Annotated in this window: 17 protein-coding genes and 1 pseudogene; 8 read left to right on the top strand and 10 right to left on the bottom strand. The window is 35.8% G+C overall.

Translation table 11 applies throughout. The annotated features are described in order from the left end of the window. Positions 1-120: 120 nt before the first annotated feature. On the bottom strand, positions 121-2,904 hold the full coding sequence (gene polA, locus ACRD62_RS00575) for a DNA polymerase I (protein WP_430818174.1): 2,784 nt from the start codon (positions 2,902-2,904) through the stop codon (positions 121-123). Positions 2,905-3,055: 151 nt separating this feature from the next. On the opposite strand from polA, the gene ACRD62_RS00580 reads away from it, so the two are divergent. Together ACRD62_RS00580 and ACRD62_RS00585 are read left to right on the top strand one after the other, a co-directional pair. After that, positions 3,056-3,619: a YceI family protein gene (locus ACRD62_RS00580; protein ID WP_430818175.1), complete on the top strand. Its 564-nt coding sequence runs from the start codon at positions 3,056-3,058 to the stop codon at positions 3,617-3,619. A gap of 222 nt (positions 3,620-3,841) precedes the next feature. Further along, the gene (locus ACRD62_RS00585; protein WP_430818176.1) at positions 3,842-5,740 is read left to right on the top strand and encodes a methyl-accepting chemotaxis protein; all 1,899 of its coding nucleotides are present in this window, start codon (positions 3,842-3,844) and stop codon (positions 5,738-5,740) included. Between the two features lie 99 nt (positions 5,741-5,839). Here the strand turns inward: ACRD62_RS00585 and ACRD62_RS00590 are convergent, their stop codons facing one another. Together ACRD62_RS00590 and ACRD62_RS00595 are read right to left on the bottom strand one after the other, a co-directional pair. Continuing rightward, positions 5,840-6,556, bottom strand: a complete 717-nt coding sequence (locus tag ACRD62_RS00590) for a DUF6567 family protein (RefSeq protein ID WP_430818177.1) — start codon at positions 6,554-6,556, stop codon at positions 5,840-5,842. Between the two features lie 259 nt (positions 6,557-6,815). Further along, positions 6,816-8,027, bottom strand: a complete 1,212-nt coding sequence (locus ACRD62_RS00595; RefSeq protein WP_430818178.1) for a dipeptidase — start codon at positions 8,025-8,027, stop codon at positions 6,816-6,818. Positions 8,028-8,129: 102 nt separating this feature from the next. Between ACRD62_RS00595 and ACRD62_RS00600 the strand changes: the two genes are divergently transcribed. Next, positions 8,130-8,747, top strand: a complete 618-nt coding sequence (locus tag ACRD62_RS00600; protein WP_430818179.1) for a GIN domain-containing protein — start codon at positions 8,130-8,132, stop codon at positions 8,745-8,747. A gap of 4 nt (positions 8,748-8,751) precedes the next feature. Here the strand turns inward: ACRD62_RS00600 and ACRD62_RS00605 are convergent, their stop codons facing one another. The 7 genes and pseudogenes from ACRD62_RS00605 to typA form a co-directional block, all read right to left on the bottom strand. Then, positions 8,752-9,816, bottom strand: coding sequence for a 3-deoxy-7-phosphoheptulonate synthase (locus tag ACRD62_RS00605; RefSeq protein WP_430818180.1), 1,065 nt, complete (start codon positions 9,814-9,816; stop codon positions 8,752-8,754). A gap of 145 nt (positions 9,817-9,961) precedes the next feature. Next, a complete protein-coding gene (locus ACRD62_RS00610; protein ID WP_430818181.1) occupies positions 9,962-10,987 on the bottom strand; it encodes a branched-chain amino acid aminotransferase in 1,026 nt (341 codons plus the stop codon). Positions 10,988-11,088: 101 nt separating this feature from the next. Further along, positions 11,089-11,853, bottom strand: a complete 765-nt coding sequence (locus ACRD62_RS00615; protein WP_430818182.1) for a sulfite exporter TauE/SafE family protein — start codon at positions 11,851-11,853, stop codon at positions 11,089-11,091. A gap of 38 nt (positions 11,854-11,891) precedes the next feature. Further along, positions 11,892-12,149: pseudogene (locus ACRD62_RS00620) on the bottom strand (ThuA domain-containing protein); the annotation flags it as partial. Between the two features lie 15 nt (positions 12,150-12,164). Then, complete coding sequence (locus ACRD62_RS00625; protein WP_430818183.1) at positions 12,165-12,599, bottom strand: hypothetical protein; 435 nt, start codon at positions 12,597-12,599, stop codon at positions 12,165-12,167. 31 nt (positions 12,600-12,630) lie between these two features. Beyond that, positions 12,631-13,278: a TatD family hydrolase gene (locus ACRD62_RS00630; RefSeq protein ID WP_430818184.1), complete on the bottom strand. Its 648-nt coding sequence runs from the start codon at positions 13,276-13,278 to the stop codon at positions 12,631-12,633. A gap of 117 nt (positions 13,279-13,395) precedes the next feature. Next, positions 13,396-15,201, bottom strand: a complete 1,806-nt coding sequence (typA, locus tag ACRD62_RS00635) for a translational GTPase TypA (protein ID WP_430818185.1) — start codon at positions 15,199-15,201, stop codon at positions 13,396-13,398. Between the two features lie 238 nt (positions 15,202-15,439). On the opposite strand from typA, the gene ACRD62_RS00640 reads away from it, so the two are divergent. The 5 genes from ACRD62_RS00640 (at position 15,440) to ACRD62_RS00660 (ending at position 19,934) form a co-directional block, all read left to right on the top strand. Continuing rightward, the gene (locus ACRD62_RS00640) at positions 15,440-15,892 is read left to right on the top strand and encodes a hypothetical protein (protein WP_430818186.1); all 453 of its coding nucleotides are present in this window, start codon (positions 15,440-15,442) and stop codon (positions 15,890-15,892) included. A gap of 255 nt (positions 15,893-16,147) precedes the next feature. Next, entirely contained in the window at positions 16,148-17,152 is a 1,005-nt protein-coding gene (locus ACRD62_RS00645; protein ID WP_430818187.1) for an alpha/beta hydrolase-fold protein, read from the top strand. Between the two features lie 175 nt (positions 17,153-17,327). After that, complete coding sequence (modB, locus tag ACRD62_RS00650; RefSeq protein WP_430818188.1) at positions 17,328-18,032, top strand: molybdate ABC transporter permease subunit; 705 nt, start codon at positions 17,328-17,330, stop codon at positions 18,030-18,032. A gap of 3 nt (positions 18,033-18,035) precedes the next feature. Then, positions 18,036-19,118, top strand: a complete 1,083-nt coding sequence (modC, locus tag ACRD62_RS00655) for a molybdenum ABC transporter ATP-binding protein (protein ID WP_430818189.1) — start codon at positions 18,036-18,038, stop codon at positions 19,116-19,118. Positions 19,119-19,127: 9 nt separating this feature from the next. After that, positions 19,128-19,934, top strand: a complete 807-nt coding sequence (locus ACRD62_RS00660) for a hypothetical protein (RefSeq protein WP_430818190.1) — start codon at positions 19,128-19,130, stop codon at positions 19,932-19,934. Positions 19,935-20,191: the final 257 nt, after the last annotated feature.

The raw sequence follows: 20,191 nt of genomic DNA on the forward strand, positions 1-20,191 counted from the left end.
ATGATTTAGTCATCTGCTAAATATTACCTAGCCCATATGGTAACGGAATACAAGTTTCCCCTTGTCCGTTCTTCCTTGAAAGAAAAAACTCCCGCATTCTGCGAGAGTTTTTTTATAGTTTTAATGAGCTTCAAGCCAGTTTTGTCCTATCCCCATATCAACATCTAATGGAACAGAAATCTTTACGGCATTCTCCATTTCCTGTTTCACAATCGATTTTACTTTCTCTGTTTCTGTTTTTAAAACATCAAAGTTCAATTCATCATGAACCTGTAATATCATTTTCGATTGAATGTTTTCATTTTTAAAGCGTTGGTAAATATTCACCATTGCCTGTTTAATAATGTCCGCTGCTGTTCCCTGGATGGGAGCATTAATGGCATTTCGCTCAGCTACACCCCTCACAACTGCATTTCTCGAATTAATATCACTTAGGTTTCTTTTTCGATGATGCAGTGTTTCAACATAACCTTTGTCTCTTGCATTGGCTATGCATTCATCCATAAAAGTTTTTACACCCGGGAAACTATCAAAATAACCATCAATAATCTCTTTGGCTTCTTTTCGAGGAATGGTTAAGCGTTCGGCTAAACCAAAAGCTGATATTCCGTAAATAATACCAAAATTAGCTGTTTTTGCCTTGCGTCTCATGTCAGGGGTAACATCTTCTAAAGGCACTTTAAAAATTTTGGCTGCGGTGGCTGCATGAATATCTTCACCTCTGTTAAAGGCATCAATTAAATTTTCATCTTTACTGAAGTGGGCCATCAATCGCAATTCAACCTGAGAATAGTCGGCAGATAAAAACTGATGATTATCATCGGTGGCTGTAAAGGCTTTTCTTATTTCTTTTCCGTTTTCATCACGGATAGGAATGTTCTGTAGATTAGGATTCGTACTGCTTAAACGTCCTGTAACAACAATTGCCTGATTATAGCTAGTATGTATTTTTTGTGTTGAAGTATTGATTAATTTAGGTAGTGCTTCAACATACGTATTCAGTAGTTTAACTAAACCACGGTATTCCAGAATTACTGGAATTATTTCATGTTTATCTTTTAATTTCTGAAGTGTTTCTTCATTCGTACTGTATTGACCTGATTTGGTTTTTTTAGCCTTATCATCAATTTTAAGATGCTCAAATAAAACTTCGCCAACTTGTTTAGGACTGGAAATATTAAAGTCCATTCCTGCCAGTTCAATAATTTTTGTTTCCAGGCCAGAAATCGTTTCTTTTAATTGTAAGGCAAAATCTTTCAATGCTGCATCATCCAATCGAACACCCTGAAATTCCATCTCAGCTAATACCTCAATTAAAGGCATTTCAATTTCATCAAACAACTCTTTAACATCACTTTCTTCAATTTCTTTTTCAAATTTATTAGCCAGTTGTAAGGTGATATCAGCATCTTCGGCTGCATAATCACATACGATAGCAGGATCAATCTCGCGCATGTTTTTTTGCTTTACACCTTTTGGACCTACAACCGATTCGTACGAGATAGGTGTGTAGCTTAGATAGGTTTCAGCCATATAATCCATGCCACTTTTCATACCCGGATAAAGCAGGTGATGGGCTACCATAGTGTCAAAGAAAGGTCCTGAAATATTAATTCCGTTATTTTTCAAAATCAACATGTCATACTTCAAGTTTTGAGCTATTTTGGTAATATTATCATCTTCAAAAATTGCTTTGAAACTATTAACTAAAATTTTTGCTTCTTCTTTATCGGCAGGTACCGGAACATAATATGCTTCATGCTCTTTCCAGCTAAACGACATTCCAACCAATTCAGCTTCCATTGCGTTTACAGAGGTTGTTTCAGTATCAAAACAAAATCGATTCTGTACACTTAACTCTGCTCTTAAAGAAGCCAATTTCATTTCGCTGTCAACCAGGTAGTAATGATGTGTAATATCATTAATATTTTTAAAGGAAGTAACTATTTCGGCTACTTCTTCTTCGGATTCCTGAATCGGAGTACCAAAAAGATCGCCCTGAACCGGAGCAGTTCCGTACAAACTATTGATACGGGACATTAAATTTTTAAATTCCAGTTCTTCAAACAGTTTACTAATAGCGTTGAGGTTGGGTTTTTCCCGTTCCAAGGCTTTTTCATCTAATTCAATTGGAACATCTAATCGTATGGTAGCCAAATGATATGATAACTTTACCTGATCTTTAAAATTAATCATATTTTCCTTTTGCTTTCCTTTCAGTTCTTCGATGTTTTCGTATATTCCATCAATGCTGCCATAACTCTGGATCATGTCTTTGGCTCTCTTTTCACCAACACCCGGACAGCCAGGTATGTTATCCGCTGCATCGCCCCAAAGTGCCAGGATGTCAATAACCTGAATTGGATCATTAACCGAGAAATTTTCTTTTACCTCGTCAACACCCCAGATGTCATTACCTCCGCCTTTGCTGCGCGGTTTATACATGAAAACATTGTCTTTGACTAATTGAGCATAATCCTTATCAGGTGTCACCATAAAGGTTTTGTATCCCTTTTGGGATGCTTTGGCAGATAAGGTTCCGATAACATCATCCGCTTCAAATCCGTCTTTAACAATTACCGGAATATTGAGTGCTTCAATTAATTGTTTAATGTATGGGACTGATTTTCTGATATCTTCTGGAGTGGCATCTCTGTTAGCTTTGTATTCAGGGTATTCTTCATGACGAAATGTCGGACCCGAAGGATCAAATACAACGGCAATGTGACTTGGATTTTCTTTAGTTAATATTTCCAGTAAAGAATTGGTGAAACCGAATATGGCTGAGGTATTGAATCCTTTTGAATTGATGCGCGGATTTCGGATGAATGCATAATAAGCCCTGAAAATTAAAGCATAGGCATCCAGTAAATATAAATCTTTCTTTTCTCCTTGAATGGACATAATTCTATATTTTTTTATAAAGATAGAAAACTATACACAATAGTAGAAGGGAACAAAATCACTGCATAATTAACATCTTCATAACATTTTTAAAATGAACCATTTTGAGTAATCTAATGTTTACCCCTTATAAATTATAAAAATGAAGACTATGAAAGTAATATCATTAATTGCTGCACTTTTGATCATGGTGTCATCAATAACTTATGCTCAGAGCAAAAAAGTAGACATTAAAAAAAGCATAATTGAGTGGAAAGGTGAAAAAGTTACCGGTGAACATTCAGGAACAATTTTATTTAAATCAGGAGAACTTGCATTTAAAGACAGCAAGCTGACCGGAGGTGAGTTTGTAGTAGATATGACCAGCATTACAAATACAGACCTTACTGATGAAGAGTATAATAAAAAATTGGTTGGCCATTTAAAATCTGATGATTTCTTTGGCGTGGCAACTTATCCCGAGAGTACTTTAGAATTGACCTCTGTTAAAGCAAAAGGTGAGGCATATGAAGTTAACGGTAAATTAACCATTAAAGGTAAAACACATCCAATTGCATTTGAAGTTACAGAGGCAGATGGTGTGTTTACTGGTGTGATGAAGGTTGATCGTACTAAGTACGATGTACGTTACGGATCAGGTAAGTTCTTCGACAATTTAGGTGACAAGGTAATTTATGATGAATTTACTTTAACCTTTAAGGTATTTACGAATTAAGATATCATTTATTATAAAAATTAAAGGTCAGCGATTGCTGACCTTTTTTTATGGGGTATATCGAAATATTTCTTCAATTATTCAGTAATTCAACTACTAATTTGGTCATTTCGTCTAAAAAGGGTAAAAAGTTTATTGGCAAAATAAAAAAAAGTTATTATTTCACAACCTTAAGGATCAGCGCAACGCAACCAGGAAAGAACAACCAAATACATTTTTAACGTGGAGAGAAGATACAGATTTACCCTGAAATCAAGGCTTTTGTTATATACCTTGGTTTCGTTTACCTTGATTTATGGCTTTACGCTAACCTATATTAGTGTAAGTCTGAGATCAAAGGCAAGTAAAGATTCAGAGGAGATTATTAATGCAAAGGTGGCTGAATACCGTAACTTGATTCAAAGTGATTTGAACCAGGTGATGAAAGCAACTATCACTGTTCGAGATATCTATGAACAATACGAGCAATTTGACGAAAGCTATCGCACGCAGGTTTTAGATGAGATTATACTGGGTTGGCTTAAAAAGAATCCCAACTATCTTTCAACATGGCAGGCCTGGGAATTAAGAGCCATTGAAGACGGTTATAATTTACGAAATGGTAGAGATCGTCTTGTCAACTTTCGCTTGAATGGAAAGATCACTGTTTCAAAAGAGAGGGTTGATGTTAATAATAACATTTTAACCAGTCAGTATTATCAATCAAGAGAGAATAATCAACTTGAGTTATGGGATCCTTATTACGACATAGTTACACCAGAACTGGCAGGTATCCTGATGACAACAATAGCTGCACCTATTCAAAAGAACGGACAGTTTATTGGATTGGTAGGTGTTGATATAGGCCTAACTGACATGGAAAAAATCATCTCTGATTTTAATCTTTATCAAGGATCAAATTCATTTTTTCTGGCAAATGATTCACGAATTGTTGGACACACCAATAAAGAATGGATTGGAGAGATGTTCTTTGATGTGATGAAACAAGATACTGCTTCGTTTAAGGATGCTATTTTAACAACTCACCAGTTAAAAAGTAAAAACTTTGAATACTACAATGATGCTACCGGACAGGATTATTATGTTTCAATGTCGCCGGTTAAATTGGATGGAGTAGGTAAAGCCTGGACTATTGGTGTTGAAGTTCCACTTAAGGTGATTATGGCAAAAGCCAATGAAATAATGTATTGGAGTCTTTTGATTGGAGTTTTTGGGTTAATTCTACTTTATATTGTGGTTTATTGGATGGCAAGTGTAATTGCAAAACCAATCAAAAAGAGTGCTGAAGTAGCCCGAAGTCTGGCAAATGGAAATTTAAGTTTTCATCTTTCAAACGATTATACGAAGGATGATGAGATTGGAGATTTGCAAAAGGCTCTTTTTGATATGGCTGATAATCTTAGGAAGATCCTACATGATATCGTTGAAAGCACAAATGAAATAGAAGATTCGAGTAACGAACTTACCTCATCATCTACTCAACTATCAGCAGGTGCATCCAATCAGGCAGCTTCTTCAGAGGAAATTTCTTCATCGATGGAAGAGATGGTGGCTACAATTCAACAAAACAGTGAAAACTCTGAAGAAACAAGAAAAATAGCTGAGAAAGCAGCTGCTGGCATGAAAGCAGGTTTTGAATCGACTCAAAAAGCAGGAGAGGCCATGCATGTTATTTCTGAAAAAATCATGGTGATTGAAGAAATAGCAAAACAGACCAATATTCTGGCCTTGAATGCAGCAGTAGAGGCAGCACGTGCCGGAGAACAAGGTAAGGGATTTTCGGTTGTAGCCACTGAGGTTAAAAAGCTGGCTGAAAGATCTCAAAAGGCGGCTTATGAAATCATTGAATTAACCAGAAATGGTGTAGATATAACTGAGAAATCAGGAAAAGAATTGGAAGCTATTATTCCGGATATTGAAACAACTTCGATGTTGGTACAAGAAATTTCAGCATCAAGCTTTGAGCAAAAAAGTGGTGCCGAACAGGTAAATAGAGCTATTCAGGAATTAAATGATGTTACGCAGCAAAACTCTGCAGCTGCAAGTGTTTTCTCAAACAGTGCAGAGCAACTAACACAATTGGCTGCCAAACTTAAAACAGCAGTTTCGTACTTTAAGTAAATTCAATTCTCTTAAATAAAGAAAAAGACAGTAGGCTTTAATGGCTTACTGTCTTTTTTTGGTTAAGGGGGTTGTAAGGAATTTGTTTATAATTAGTTATTAATTTTTCATCATCTTTTTATAGGAGCATTGAATAAATGCTTTTTTAGCATTAATCTCATAATATTCAATTATCGATCCTTTTGAATTACTTGCTATTATTTTTCCTATCTGTTTAGTGTTTCCTTTATAAAATAATACTTCATCATTTATTTTAAATTCACTGGAATAGTCTTTGGGATAATATAAGCTACCGTTTACCACCTTTTTTATTTTGTAGTTGCCTTTTTCATTCTCAAATAATACAACCGACTTTTGATCATTTTTATCCAATATTTTAGCCTTGTAACTATTATTATTCACCAAAAGTACTACCCAGTCGTCCGATTTTGTTTCGTCAATAATTTTATCGTAATTAACTTCTAGGTTGTTCATGTTGGTTTGGTTGAAATCAACGATTTCTGCTGATACAATTGCTTGTGTTTTGGTTACAATTGGGAAACATGATCGTTTAAAATCAACTGTAACATTCGCCAAAGCCTGACCGGGTTGAAGTGGATGGTTTTCATATAAGTTTCGTTTAGCCTCTAATGTTAAAGCGTCTTTTTTAAGACCTCCAAGTCCAAATACCTGAGTAGTTTTAGCTTGACCAACTCCCAATCCGATAATTTGAAAATTAGCGTCATTTAGGGAAGCGTTCCCAGTTATCATTCCTGAATGAACAGCACAAGAACTGAGCAAAAGCATAAATGCAAAACTGAAAATGATAGTTTTCATAAGGTGCAATTTTAGGTTTGATTAAATATGTATTTTTCAAATTTGTTCTTAAGTAAAAGACAGAAGGCGCTGATTGCTTGCTGTCTTTTAGGTTAAGGGGGTTCTAATGAAAATGAATTTATCTACGAAATCATTATTTACAATAGAAGTTAACGCAATTATCGGACCAAAAAAGTTAATTAGTCGATAAAAGTATTGTAGGAAACGAAAAAAGCCGTTTGAATTTTCAAACGGCTTTTTTTGTAAGTACTATAAGGTATTAATTTACAGCAGAGTATTCTTCTACTTGTTTGAAAACTCTTAAAAAGTTGCCACCCCATATTTTATAAATATCTTCTTTCGAATACCCCCTTTTGAGCAATTCTTCAGTGATCTTTGGAAAATCAGATACATCCTGACAATCGGATAGACCACCTCCTCCATCAAAATCGGATCCTATTCCAACATGATCAACACCTACCAGATTTACAACATAATCGATATGATCTACAGCTTTAGCTATATCGGGTAATACAGGAGGATAATTTTTATCTATCTGATCCCATTCTTTCCAGGCTGCCTTGCGCTCATCATCGTTTTTGTAGTTGTAGTTATTATATTTTGCTTTTAACTCCTGATGCTTGATATAATTAATGCTGGTTGTATCTTCCTCTTCAATGTAGGCTCCAAGAATGCAAATTTGAATTACCCCGCCATTTTCAGCCAGTTTTTTAATCATTTCATCGCTCATATTACGAGGGTGATTGCAAATGGAACGTACAGAAGAATGGGATGCTATAACTGGCGTTTTCGTTATTTTCATCACATCAAAAAACGATTTGTCTGAAATATGAGAAACATCGATCAACATGCCTAATCGGTTCATTTCGTTAACTACTTCAATTCCAAAATCACTTAAACCATTGTGTTCAGCACCAGCATTATCTGTTGAAGAATCACAGACATCATTGTTACTAGTATGCGAGAGGGTTATGTACCTGACGCCTTTGTTGTAGAATTCCTGAACTCTTTTTATATCTTTTTTAAGAGGAAAACCGTTTTCCATGCCTAAATAGATGGCTTTTTTGCCCTCCTTCGAAATTCGTTCTGCATCGTTGCTGTTAGTGGCTAATTCGGCTTGATTTGAATACATTTCAAGGGCGGCATAAGTTGAATCGATCATCTGATTTACCAAATCGTAGGCCTGTTGATAATTTTCTTCTGTCCTTGGGCGCTGGCTTGTAAATAGGGCAAAGAAAATTGCATCCAATCCACCACTTTGCATTCGTGGGAGATCCACTCTGCTATCTGGAGCTTCATGTATTTTTCCAATGTCAAAACCATTGTTGACAAACTTCATGGGTGTATCGCAATGGGTGTCTATGGTTATCGCCTTGTTATGAATTGATAAGCTTTTTTTACTTACAGGTTTACTTGATGTAATTGTCATTAATAAAACGAGTGCAATTAATAGGTTGTTTTTGTGATTCATATGGTATGTGTTTTTTTCGAATGTACAATTTGTAATTCAGAATCAGTAACTTTGAATGAGTTTTGACTTATTTTAACAATTTGATGTTATTTAAGATTTAGTATGAAAGCTGTTGTTTTTATAACTTTTATGGTTCTTTTAATTTCTTGTACTACACAGGATTGTGAATGTGCATTTAGCTCTGAAGTTATTGTGGGTTCAGGAGAGGTAATAACCAAAACGTTTGATGTTGATGACTTTATCTCTGTTTCGATTTTATCATTTACCGATATCAAAATAGAAACAGGCAAACAGCAAAGTGTTACCATCAGTGGACAAAAGAATATCATGGAATTGTTGCAGGTAGGAGTAGGTTCTAAAAATCTGGATCTTTCTTTTCCTGATAATCAGGATATTCGTCCTACAGAAGATTTGACGGCAATTATATCAATGCCTGATGCATTAGAGGCGTTCTCATTTGTGGGTCTTGCAGAAATTGAATTAACGGGCGAAGCTCAGACGGATCTTGCGGTAAACATTACTGGATCGGCCAATTTTAATTCAGTGGATTTACCTGTGGATAAAGTTGTAATAAATTGGGTTGGTGAGGGAAGTGCTACAGTATGGTCAATAGAGCAATTGATATTAAACTGCACAGGAGTGTTTGATATTAAATATAAAGGAGAACCAACTATTACCAATAACTCGGTTGGTACGGTAACAGTTGATCCAATATCTTAATTTCTTACCGGTTCGGTAATAAATCTTTTATATCCTCTCGCAATTTCCGAAGCATTGATTCTGTTTGTTCCCAACCAATGCATTCATCTGTAATGGAAACTCCATACTCCAACATGGATAAATCAGCAGGAATGCTTTGTTTTCCGAATTTCAGATTACTTTCAACCATCATCCCGATAATAGATTGATTACCATCAATAATCTGTTGAGCAATATCCTCGCAAACCAATTGTTGGTTTTTAGCATTTTTATTACTGTTGGCGTGGCTGCAATCAATCATCAGACGAGGTTCAAGACCTTCTTTTTCTAATTTCTTTTCGTACTCTGCAACATGTTTGGTTGAGTAATTGGGCTCTTTACCACCACGAAGAATAATGTGTGAATTTGGATTGCCCGCTGTTTGAACAACAGCCACATTGCCTTCAGGATCTACGCTCAAGAAATTATGAGGAGCTGCTGCTGACATTCGTGCATTCAAGGCAATTTTAATATCTCCGTTTGTGCCGTTTTTAAAGCCTACAACAGATGTTAATCCGCTGGCCATATTTCGGTGGGTTTGCGACTCTGTGGTACGAGCTCCAATGGCTGTCCAGGAGAATAAATCCTGCATGTACTGAGGTGTGATTAAATCCAGTGCTTCTCCTGCTGCGGGTAATCCTATTTCAGCTACATAACAAAGAAGTTCGCGAGCCATTTTTAAACCATCCTCAATGGCATAACTATCATTGAGATAAGGATCATTAATCAGTCCCTGCCAGCCAACAGTTGTTCTTGGTTTTTCAAAATAAACACGCATCACCAGGTAAAGTGTATCTCCCAGTTCATCAGCTAATGTTTTTAGCTTTTGGGCATACTCTTTGGCTGATTCAACGTTGTGAATAGAACAGGGTCCAACAACAACCAACAAACGTTTGTCTGATTTATGCAGGATGTTCTTAACGGTTTGTTGACCTTTCTCAACGGTTTCAATAATGTTCTCAGTCAACGGAAACAAAGCCTTTAAATCATTTGGTTTGATGATAGGTTGCTCTGCAACAATGTTGACATTTTCAATTCTTAATTCGGTCATGGTTTAATAATGGTAGTTTTGCTTTTGGCCCACAAAGATAGAACAATTACACTCAAATGTGTAATGAAATAATGCTGAATGTCAGGTAATAAAAAAACCTGCAGAAACATTCTGCAGGTTTTTTGAATATAATTTTATTTACATATTAGTCTATAACAGTAATCCACCCGTGGGTATCGGGCTCGTCACCATACTGGATTCCACGCAATTTATTGTAAAGTTCAAGACTTATCTTACCAGGGTTGCCATCAGTACTAAATATGTATGAACGACCTTCGTCAATGTCGTCTATTTTAGCAATAGGACTTATTACAGCAGCTGTACCACAAGCACCAGCCTCTTCGAAAGTAGATAACTCTTCCAATGCAACAGGTCGGCGTTCAACCTTTAATCCCATGTCTTTTGCCAATTGAATCAAACTCATATTGGTGATTGATGGCAAAATGGATTTAGATTCTGGTGTAACATATGTATTATCTTTGATCCCAAAAAAGTTAGCAGGACCACATTCATCAAGGTATTTCTTTTCTCTACTGTCAAGATAAAGTGCTGCCGAATAGCCTTTTGCATGGGCTTCGTCTCCAGCTCGTAAACTGGCAGCATAGTTACCTCCAACTTTAATATGGCCTGTACCCAGTGGAGCTGCACGATCATACTTGCGGGTAATCATCATGTCCGTAGGTTTAAACCCTTCTTTAAAGTATGGTCCTACAGGCATTACAAACACCATGAACAGAAACTCATTCGAAGGTGAAACTCCAATCTTTGGTCCCGAACCAAAAAGTAATGGACGGATATAAAGTGATGCTCCTGATTCGTATGGAGGAATAAAACGTTTATTCAGCTCAACAGCTTTTACAACAGCATCGATAAATAATTTTTCAGGGACTGCAGCCATCATAACACCAATAGCAGAATTATACATTCTTTTGGCGTTTTCCTCAATTCTGAAAATACGTGTCTTGCCGTCTTTACCTTTAAAAGCCTTTAATCCTTCAAATGCTTCCTGACCGTAATGAAGACCCGTAGCAGCCATATGAATATTGACGTACTCAGAAGAATGTACTTCTAATTCTCCCCATTTACCATCGCGGTAATAACATCTAACATTATAGTCAGCCTTCATGTAGCTGAATGAAAGATTTGCCCAATCAATATTATTCATGTCCATGCTGGTTTTAAAGTATTGTGAATCTTATTTTGAGTAAAGGTAAATAAAAGTGCTTATAAATTATATGATAAAATGCACCAAATATCCATTTTTACTGAGGTTTATTTAAAGAATAGTAAAATGGCTGATAAGAAAATTACAGTGTATACCAAATAACGATATTCTTTTTCGGGAATGTAACTAACTACTTTTTTGCCAATAAATGAGCCGATAAGTAAAGCAGGAAACATGATGACATTTAATTGAAGGCTTTTCCAGCTGATAGTGTGCCAGCTTACCACATGAAAAGGCACTTTAAATATGTTCAAAAACAAGTAGAACCAGGCTCCTGTACCAATATAGGCCTCTTTGGGTAAGCGCATCGAAAGAAGATATAAATTAAAGATCGGTCCGGCTGCATTGCCCATCATGGTTGCAAATCCACCTGTGAGTCCAAGCGAAGCACTAAAAGCTTTGTTGTCAATTAGATTTATTTTCTTTTTACGGATTTCATTATATAAAAGAAGAGCAAGACAAACTATAATTGCGATGGCAATCGTCAGTTTAAATTGTTGATCATTAATTTGATTGCCAACGTAAGTAGCAATTAATATTCCGATGATGGCCCAGGGAACCAGTTTGATGATATATTTGATTTTTCCGCTTTTGAAATAAAAACTCAAAGCCATGAGGTCGCCCATAATCAAAAAGGGAAGAATGATGCCTACTGAAGCTTTTCCTCCATAAAGATATGCCAGAAGTGGAATGGAAATCATAGCAGTTCCTTTTAAGCCGCTTTTGGATATGCCAATCAGAAATGCACAAAAAAGAGTTATCAACCAGGTGTTTAGTGATGTATTTAGAGGATTAAAGACAGTTTGAAGCATAAAAGGATTGTTTTCCTGCCAAAAGTAGCAGAATCCTTTTACTTATTGGTTTTTGTTAGGTAATTAATGCTTTGTTTGATGAGTTTTTGATATTCGGGATGATTAAAAGCATTTTCATCATGGCCGAATTGAATATATATCACTTCAGATTTTTCAACCGTATGTATCCATGCTACATACGCTAAATTGTTTGGTGTAGAAGTAGTCAATAGTGGTGTAACATCTGGTAGAATGAAACAATTGTTGTAAGTTTCGTCGTAAATGATAAAATCTTTTAAATTATTTGTAATTTGATGTTTAGATTTAGTTACTTAAACTGATATGTTAATATTGTGCTCAAAGGTTGATGCGCCTCTTTGAGGGTGATCTCCAAAATATTTTCCTCCAATAATTTTTGTAAACTCAGGCCAATCCTGATAGGATACCAGGGTGTGATGAAGAAATAGCATCGGTTTACCTGATTTTAGTAAATTCCAATAAGCAGCTTTTTGCTCTGATGTAATGGAATCATTTAGGTCGTAAAAGATTAAAATGTCATAGTTGTTTGCCAAACCTTGCTCAATATCTTCATTTGCCTTGGGTTGTTTTACTTCAGAGAATCTTAGTTGAGGTATTTTTTCAAATAATGCATAAAATTCTTTTATCGGCTTCTTTCTATCGCTGGTAATTAACATTGCCTCGATCGTATCCTGAGCGTTTAAATAAGTGGCGAACAGACATGTGATAAGTAGTATAATCGATTTCATTTTATACTTTATTTAAAGTATGTATTGAATTTTAAATCTTTAATATAAGGTTAAAATTATCTCTAATTTTTTCTTGAAATTCATCAATGCCGGTTTCTTTTAGATCAGCTGCTTTTTTATATAGCTCTTTAATGTTGAAATCCGTATCATCGGTTTCTAAAAAAATACGATTTATTGGTGAATTAATAAATGATTTGCGGGTTTTTGGATGATTGAGTATGGCCGGGCCAAAAGAAAAGTAAAAGCCTGTTTTTATAGCTTGATTGAGTGTTTCTACAGAACTATTGAATCCATGAAAAATCCAGGTTTGTTTAGGTTTTAAATCCTTGCGAAGTTTTATAATTTCGGAATATGCCTTAACACAATGGATAATGAGGGGTTTCTCGAATTCTTCAGACCATCTGATGTGTTGTTTAAATACTTCAGTCTGAATTGCCAGGTCGGGACCTTTCAATTTATCAAGGCCGCATTCCCCAATAGCTTTTACATTTGGATGATTGATGTTTAATTTAATTGTGCTAAACTGATTGTTGTTATCATTTATATACCATGGATGAATACCAATTGAGAGATGTTGTTCTGAAAAATCTGCAGGTTTTTCTGTGAGAGGCAAATTATAGATGGATTTAACATCTGCCTCTTTATTGATTTGGTGTGTATGAAAATCGATATAGATCATCTATCTAAGATAAGAACTTTCGTTGATGTATACCGCAAAAAAAGAAAGAGGCCATTATCAAAAGATAATTGCCTCAATCTTGCTAACCCGACAATCCGAAAATTACCGGTTATATCATTATGCTTCTTGTTTCGAAGCGCGTTTACGTTCGTGTTCGAATAGTAAAATTTTACGCAATCTAATAGATTTTGGCGTAACTTCCACATATTCGTCGCCCTGAATATATTCTAATGCTTCTTCAAGGGTGAATTTAATAGGAGGAGCAAGTTTTACTTTATCATCCGCACCTGAAGAGCGCATGTTGCTCATTTTCTTTGCTTTGGTAACGTTTATTGTAAGGTCTCCTTCACGGTTATTTTCACCTACTACCTGACCCATGTAAACATCTTCACCCGGCTCAATAAAAAACTTACCACGATCCTGAAGCTTGTCCATACCGTAAGCAATAGAAGTGCCGGATTCGATAACGATCAACGAACCGTTGATACGTTTTTCGATCGCTCCTTTCCATGGTTGGAACTCAATAAAACGGTGGGCCATAATAGCTTCACCCTGAGTGGCTGTCAACATGTTACTTCTTAATCCAATAATACCGCGTGATGGAATATTGAATTCAAGGTGAACACGTTCGCCTTTTTTCTCCATAATTTTAAGTTCACCTTTGCGCTGAGTAACCATTTCAATGGCTTTACCAGAGTGTTCCTCAGGTAAATCGATTGTTAAATCTTCAATAGGCTCCAGCTTTTCGCCCATGTCTTCTTTGATGATTACACGAGGCTGACCAACCTGTAGTTCATATCCTTCACGACGCATTGTTTCAATCAATACCGACAAATGAAGAACTCCTCGTCCGTATACGTTCCATGCATCAGCTGATTCTGTATCCTCAACACGTAAAGCCAGGTTTTTCTCTAATTCTTTTGTCAGACGATCTTTGATATGACGTGAAGTAACCATTTTACCTTCTTTTCCAAAGAAAGGTGAGTTGTTGATCGTGAACAACATACTCATTGTTGGTTCGTCAATGGCTATTGGTTCCAATGGTTCCGGATTTTCAAAATCAGCAATGGTGTCTCCAATATCAAATCCCTCAATACCAACTAAGGCACATAACTCACCGCATGAAACCTGGTCAACTTTAGTTCGTCCAAGTCCATCAAATACATTCAATTCTTTGATGCGAGTACGGGTAATACTTCCATCGCGTTTAACCAAACTAACATCCTGATTTACTTTTAGGTCACCGCGGTGTAAACGACCAATGGCAATTCGGCCCAAATACTTAGAGTGGTCTAATGAAGTAATCTGTAACTGAGGTGTACCTTTATTGTACTCCGGTGCAGGAATGTGCTCGATGATAGCATCGAAGATAGCATGAATGTTATCTGTTTTTTCTTTCCAATCGGTGCTCATCCAGTTTTCTTTTGCTGAACCGTAAACAGATGGAAAATCAAGCTGTTCTTCGGTAGCATCTAAAGAAAACATTAAATCAAATACTGATTCGTGAACTTCTTCTGGGCGACAGTTTGGTTTATCAACCTTATTGATCACAACAATAGGTTTTAATCCCAATGCAATAGCTTTCTGTAGCACAAATCTTGTTTGTGGCATTGGACCTTCAAAGGCATCCACAAGCAAAAGAACTCCGTCGGCCATGTTTAAAACACGCTCAACTTCTCCTCCAAAATCACTGTGACCCGGTGTATCAATAATATTGATTTTTACATCGTTCCACATAACGGACACGTTCTTCGACAGAATTGTGATGCCTCGCTCACGTTCAAGGTCGTTGTTGTCCATGATAAGTTCACCCATTTCCTGGTGATCCTTAAATAGCTTTCCTGCCATTAACATCTTGTCTACCAGTGTGGTCTTACCGTGGTCAACGTGCGCGATAATGGCTACATTTCTAATCTCTTGCATATATAAAATCCAAATGAGCCGCAAAGGTACGCCTTATTTTTGTGATTAGTAAGTCTATAGTATAAAAAACCTATTAATTATCATTAAAAAAGGATTACATTTTAGAAAGGTTTCAGATAGTAACAGTTTCTTTATTGATTTATAAATTACTTACTGTAGCTGATCCCTTGCTATACAAGGGTTTTATTTGCATATGTAAAAAAAAAGTACTTAATTAAAAGTATAAATCCGTATAGCTATGAAAAATCCAATACTTGCACCAGAAGGAACCTTTTACCACACATGTGATAAACTTGCAAATAGTGATAGTAAAGCATTTTCAGCATATATGTGGGAAAATGTTGATGGAAAACCAAGATTCAGATGGTACAAAAATGTAATAAATGTAATTGAGCTACTGTCGAAATATGATTTTCATTTTGACATTGAAAAATTACCCTTTAAAGATTTTGAAGATTATTTTGAATCGATTCATTGGGTTGAACAGCAAGATCGTGAATCGTTGGTTTACATTATGTCGCAAATGATATCACCGGTTTCACAAAAAGTAAAGGATAAGGTTTTGGATTATTTGATCCATATGGAATATTATAATTCATGTGCTGTAATTCAAAAGCATTTAAGAGTGAATACAGTTACTTCTTTAACTAACAAACAATTTCAAAAAGAAAGGCTTAAAGGTGTAAAATAATTAAGCAAGTCTTCTTTTCATTAAATCAGTACAATAGATGATTTATCAATTATATGATGCCTGCCTTGTGTCTTTTGTATTTTTACAATTATCGTCTGTATAAATTTTAGAATCTTACAAAGTAACCAAGAATCCTGATTGGTGTTGTTATATTTGTATTTCATAACCTAAGTTCAATGAAATTCAGATGTATAAAGTATTGCTAGCCTTTTTGTTTTCAGGATGTTTTATTTGGCTTATAGTCAGCCGGAGCAAATGGATATTGTTGTAGGTAAATCTTTTAAGTTCGACTCAAAGGTTTTACATCGTTCTGTTGATCTTTTTGTGACGAAGCCAGAGATTGGGCAACAAGAAACATATCCGCTTGCCATATTACTTGGTTCAGAAGAACATGATTTTCGGGCAGCTATTTTAAAGGATAAATTTATTTCTATAGGAGTTCAGTCTTTAGATCTAAAGAAAGAGTTTCTTAAAGAGCAAAGTAGAGGTGTTTATCTGAAGTTTCTATTAAATGAACTTTTACCATATATTGAGAAGGAATTTAATGTTTCAAAGGTTCGATTAATTACCGGACATTCACTGGCTGGTGCAATGGTCATTGATTGTTTTCTTAAACATCCTGAATCGTTTTCCATTTATCTTGCAACTAGTCCGCTACTTCAATTGATTGATTATCATCAGCTGGATTCTGTTCAATTTGTAAATCCTAAGGCTCTATATTTTTCAATTGGACGGAATGAAAACTATCCTCAGCTTGAACAGGCTAACCATGATTTTCATTTTCTATTAGATTCAATTTATGTTCAAAATCTCAAGTGGAAGTTTGATGTTTTAAAAGATGAAAATCACATTACCAATGAATATACAGGCTTTAGTAGAGGATATAGTTTTTATCAGTCATTCAGTTCAATACCTGATAGTGTTCTAAGTTCCAGTCTGGATACCATAAATTTGTATATAGCTAAAGTAAAAGATCAGTTAGGTATTTCTATTGTATTGGATGAAAGTGTTATAATGTCGCATTTGCTTCTGAATTTATCAAACAAATCTTACGAGACTGTTGCTGAAACGATGAAATATATTTCCCAAAATAATCCGGACTTAGTGCGTGCTGAACTGGATGTAATGTTGGAGATCGCCAAACAACTGCGCATTAAAGGAGGTAGAGAGATGGCATTTTATACCTATCAGTATATCTATGATATCACAGGAAGTGAGGTCGCACAAAAGAATATGCTGGAGTTAAAGCAAGGTTATTAAGCACATACTTTGTTGTCAGTTAAAATGGTTATTGTTACAAATTTGTATGATTTTCAAAGATAAGTAATACTCAACCAGGTTGAAGTATAGTGGTATGAATAGAATGGCATTACTTTTATAGGGTATTTGTTGAATAAACATATAAGTTATAGCAAACAAACTTTTATATTAGATTATGCAAAACCAACTAATCATATTTAATGCTGCGGAACTATCTGCTATAGGGTTATCATTAAAAGTGGCCCTATACAGCACGCTGGTTGCTGTTCCGCTGGCTTTGATAGTTGGATATTTAATGGCGCGTAAAAATTTTAGTGGTAAGGCTATTATCGAAAGTATCATTCATCTTCCTTTGGTCATGCCGCCGGTCACAACAGGTTATCTGCTATTATTACTGCTGGGTACACGTGGAATTGCTGGTGAATGGTTATTTTCCACATTTGGTATTAAGCTGGCTTTTACTTTAAATGCAGCTATTATTGCTTCAGTTATTGTATCATTCCCTTTAATTGTAAGATCTGTTCGTACTGCCATGGAGATGATTGATCCGGGACTGGAAGATGCGTCGCGAATATTGGGAGCAGGCCAGCTCAGAACTTTTTTTAAGGTGACCATTCCTCTGGCTCTGCCAGGCATTATTTCAGGAAGCATTTTAGGTTTTGCCCGCTCTTTAGGGGAGTTTGGTGCAACAATAACTTTTGCAGGTAATATAGCAGGTGAAACACGAACCTTACCGTTGGCTATTTATGCATACATGCAGGTTCCAGGCCAGGAGACTGCCACCATGCGATTGGTATTGGTTTCGGTAATTATCTCATTTATAGCTATGACAGGGTCGGAATGGTATATAAAGAAGCAAATTAAGGGTAAACGAAGATAGACTATGATTGAGGTAGATTTTACTTTGAAGCGTGATAACTTTGATGTTAGCATAAAAGAAGACTTTCATGTTGGCATTACGGGTATCTTCGGCCCAAGTGGTTCAGGTAAAACATCCCTGTTACAAGCAATTGCAGGTCTGGCTAAGCCAGAGAATGGCAGGATTTGTATTCAGGGAACCGAGGTATATAATTCAGAAAACGGGGTCAATGTTTCTGTTCAGAAAAGAAATATTGGCTATGTTTTTCAGGAAGGCAGGTTGTTCCCTCATATGACCATTGAAAAAAACCTTCTTTATGGCATGAAACGATATGGATCCAAACATCTGGGTTTCGATCAGGTTGTAGATCTTTTAAATCTCCGCCATTTACTGAAAAGCAAACCTTCAATGGTATCAGGTGGTGAAAGACAGCGAACTGCTTTAGGAAGGGCTCTTTTATCCAACCCTAAAATTCTTTTATTGGATGAACCATTTTCGGCTGTTGATGTACGCCTGAGAAGTCAGATATTACCTTTTTTATTGAAGATTCATCGTAAAGTAAAAATTCCAATCTTGGTTGTCAGTCATGATTTACCTGATTTGCTGAAACTCACCGATCGTTTGTGTCTGGTTCAGGATGGCAGATGCATTGGTCATGCTGATTACCATGATCTTTTACATTCTGTATCAGCCCTTGAGATGTTTGGTAAAAATTCAATTATGAACTCCATTACCATGGAAGTGAAAGATATTGATCCGGATAAAGGATTAACAATTTTGTCAGCCAATGGGGAAGAAAACAGTATTAGAGTAAAGTGCGAGAAAAGTCAACATATTTATAAATTAGGTGAAGAATTGAAGATATTCATCAGTTCTGATGACATTGCATTGTCACGCGAAAAATTGAAAGATGTTACTATTCAAAATCAGTTGCGAGGTAAAATTATTGATATCATTGATAGAGGAGCAACCACTCTCTGTATGGTGGATGTTGGATTTCAACTGGTAGTGGAAATAACAGCCGAGTCGGGTAAGCGAATGTCAATTGAAAAGGAAAGTGTTGTATGGTGTCTTTTCAAATCTGTTGCGATTGATGTGGCAGGATAATATTGAATCATGAAAACTGTACTAAAATTTTTGCTTCATTTCATTCTGTTTGGGTTACTAACCATACTCACGCAAATTGGTGGAATCGTTTATTTGGTCTCACTATTTATTGCCAAAAAAATTAAAAAGAGAGTCTGGTATAAAACTTCGGGCGTCTTTATTCTGACATATACTGTTTTTACCTTTTTGTTTGTTCCTCTTTTTGCATCGTTGAATGGTCGGCAACGTGTTATAAGTACATCAAATGTAGAAGCTGTAAATTTGTTAACCGTATGGCTGAATCGTAATTATGTCACAGTTGATATGAATAAATGTATTTCTGAAGTTTCTTTAGAATTAACTAAGTTAAATCCTGACATAAAATTACGTTATCTGGATGCCTGTTTTCCTTTTTTTGATGGATTTCCACTATTGCCTCATTTAAGTCATAATGATGGCAAAAAGATAGATTTTAGCCTGATTTATGAAGACGGATCAGGAAAGATTATTAACAAAAGTAAATCGAACAGCGGATACGGTGTTTTTGAAGATCCCAACACAAAAGAATATAATCAAGCCAATGTGTGTTTGAAACAAGGATATTTTCAATACGATTTTCCAAAATATCTTACTCTTGGCCAAAAGAATGCTGATTTGCATTTTTCTGAAAAAGGAACTTCAGATTTAATGCAGGCCATACTTTTAAATAGCAGGATTGAAAAGGTTTTTATAGAACCCCATTTAAAGAGTCGATTGGGTATTATTGATTCCAGGGTTCGGTTTCAGGGATGTAGATCGGTCAGGCATGATGACCATATTCACATTCAGATAAAATAATTTTCAGTTTGATTTATTACCGTCTTCGTTATGGTAACGACAGGAGGTTGGCTGACCAATTGGAATAATCACAATTTCTTTTTTACAACTGGGGCAAACATAAATTTCGCAGCCCGTGCAACAAAAACAGTTACTGCAAGTTCGGTCTAAATCATTCTTATCGAACTCTGCATGGCAGTTCTCACAGGTTATTTTCTGTTTGTCATTCATAAGGTAAAGTTACAAAAAAGCACGACCCAGGCAGGATCGTGCTTTTA

This window comes from Carboxylicivirga caseinilyticus, assembly GCF_050589785.1.
Lineage (GTDB): Bacteria > Bacteroidota > Bacteroidia > Bacteroidales > Marinilabiliaceae > Carboxylicivirga > Carboxylicivirga caseinilyticus.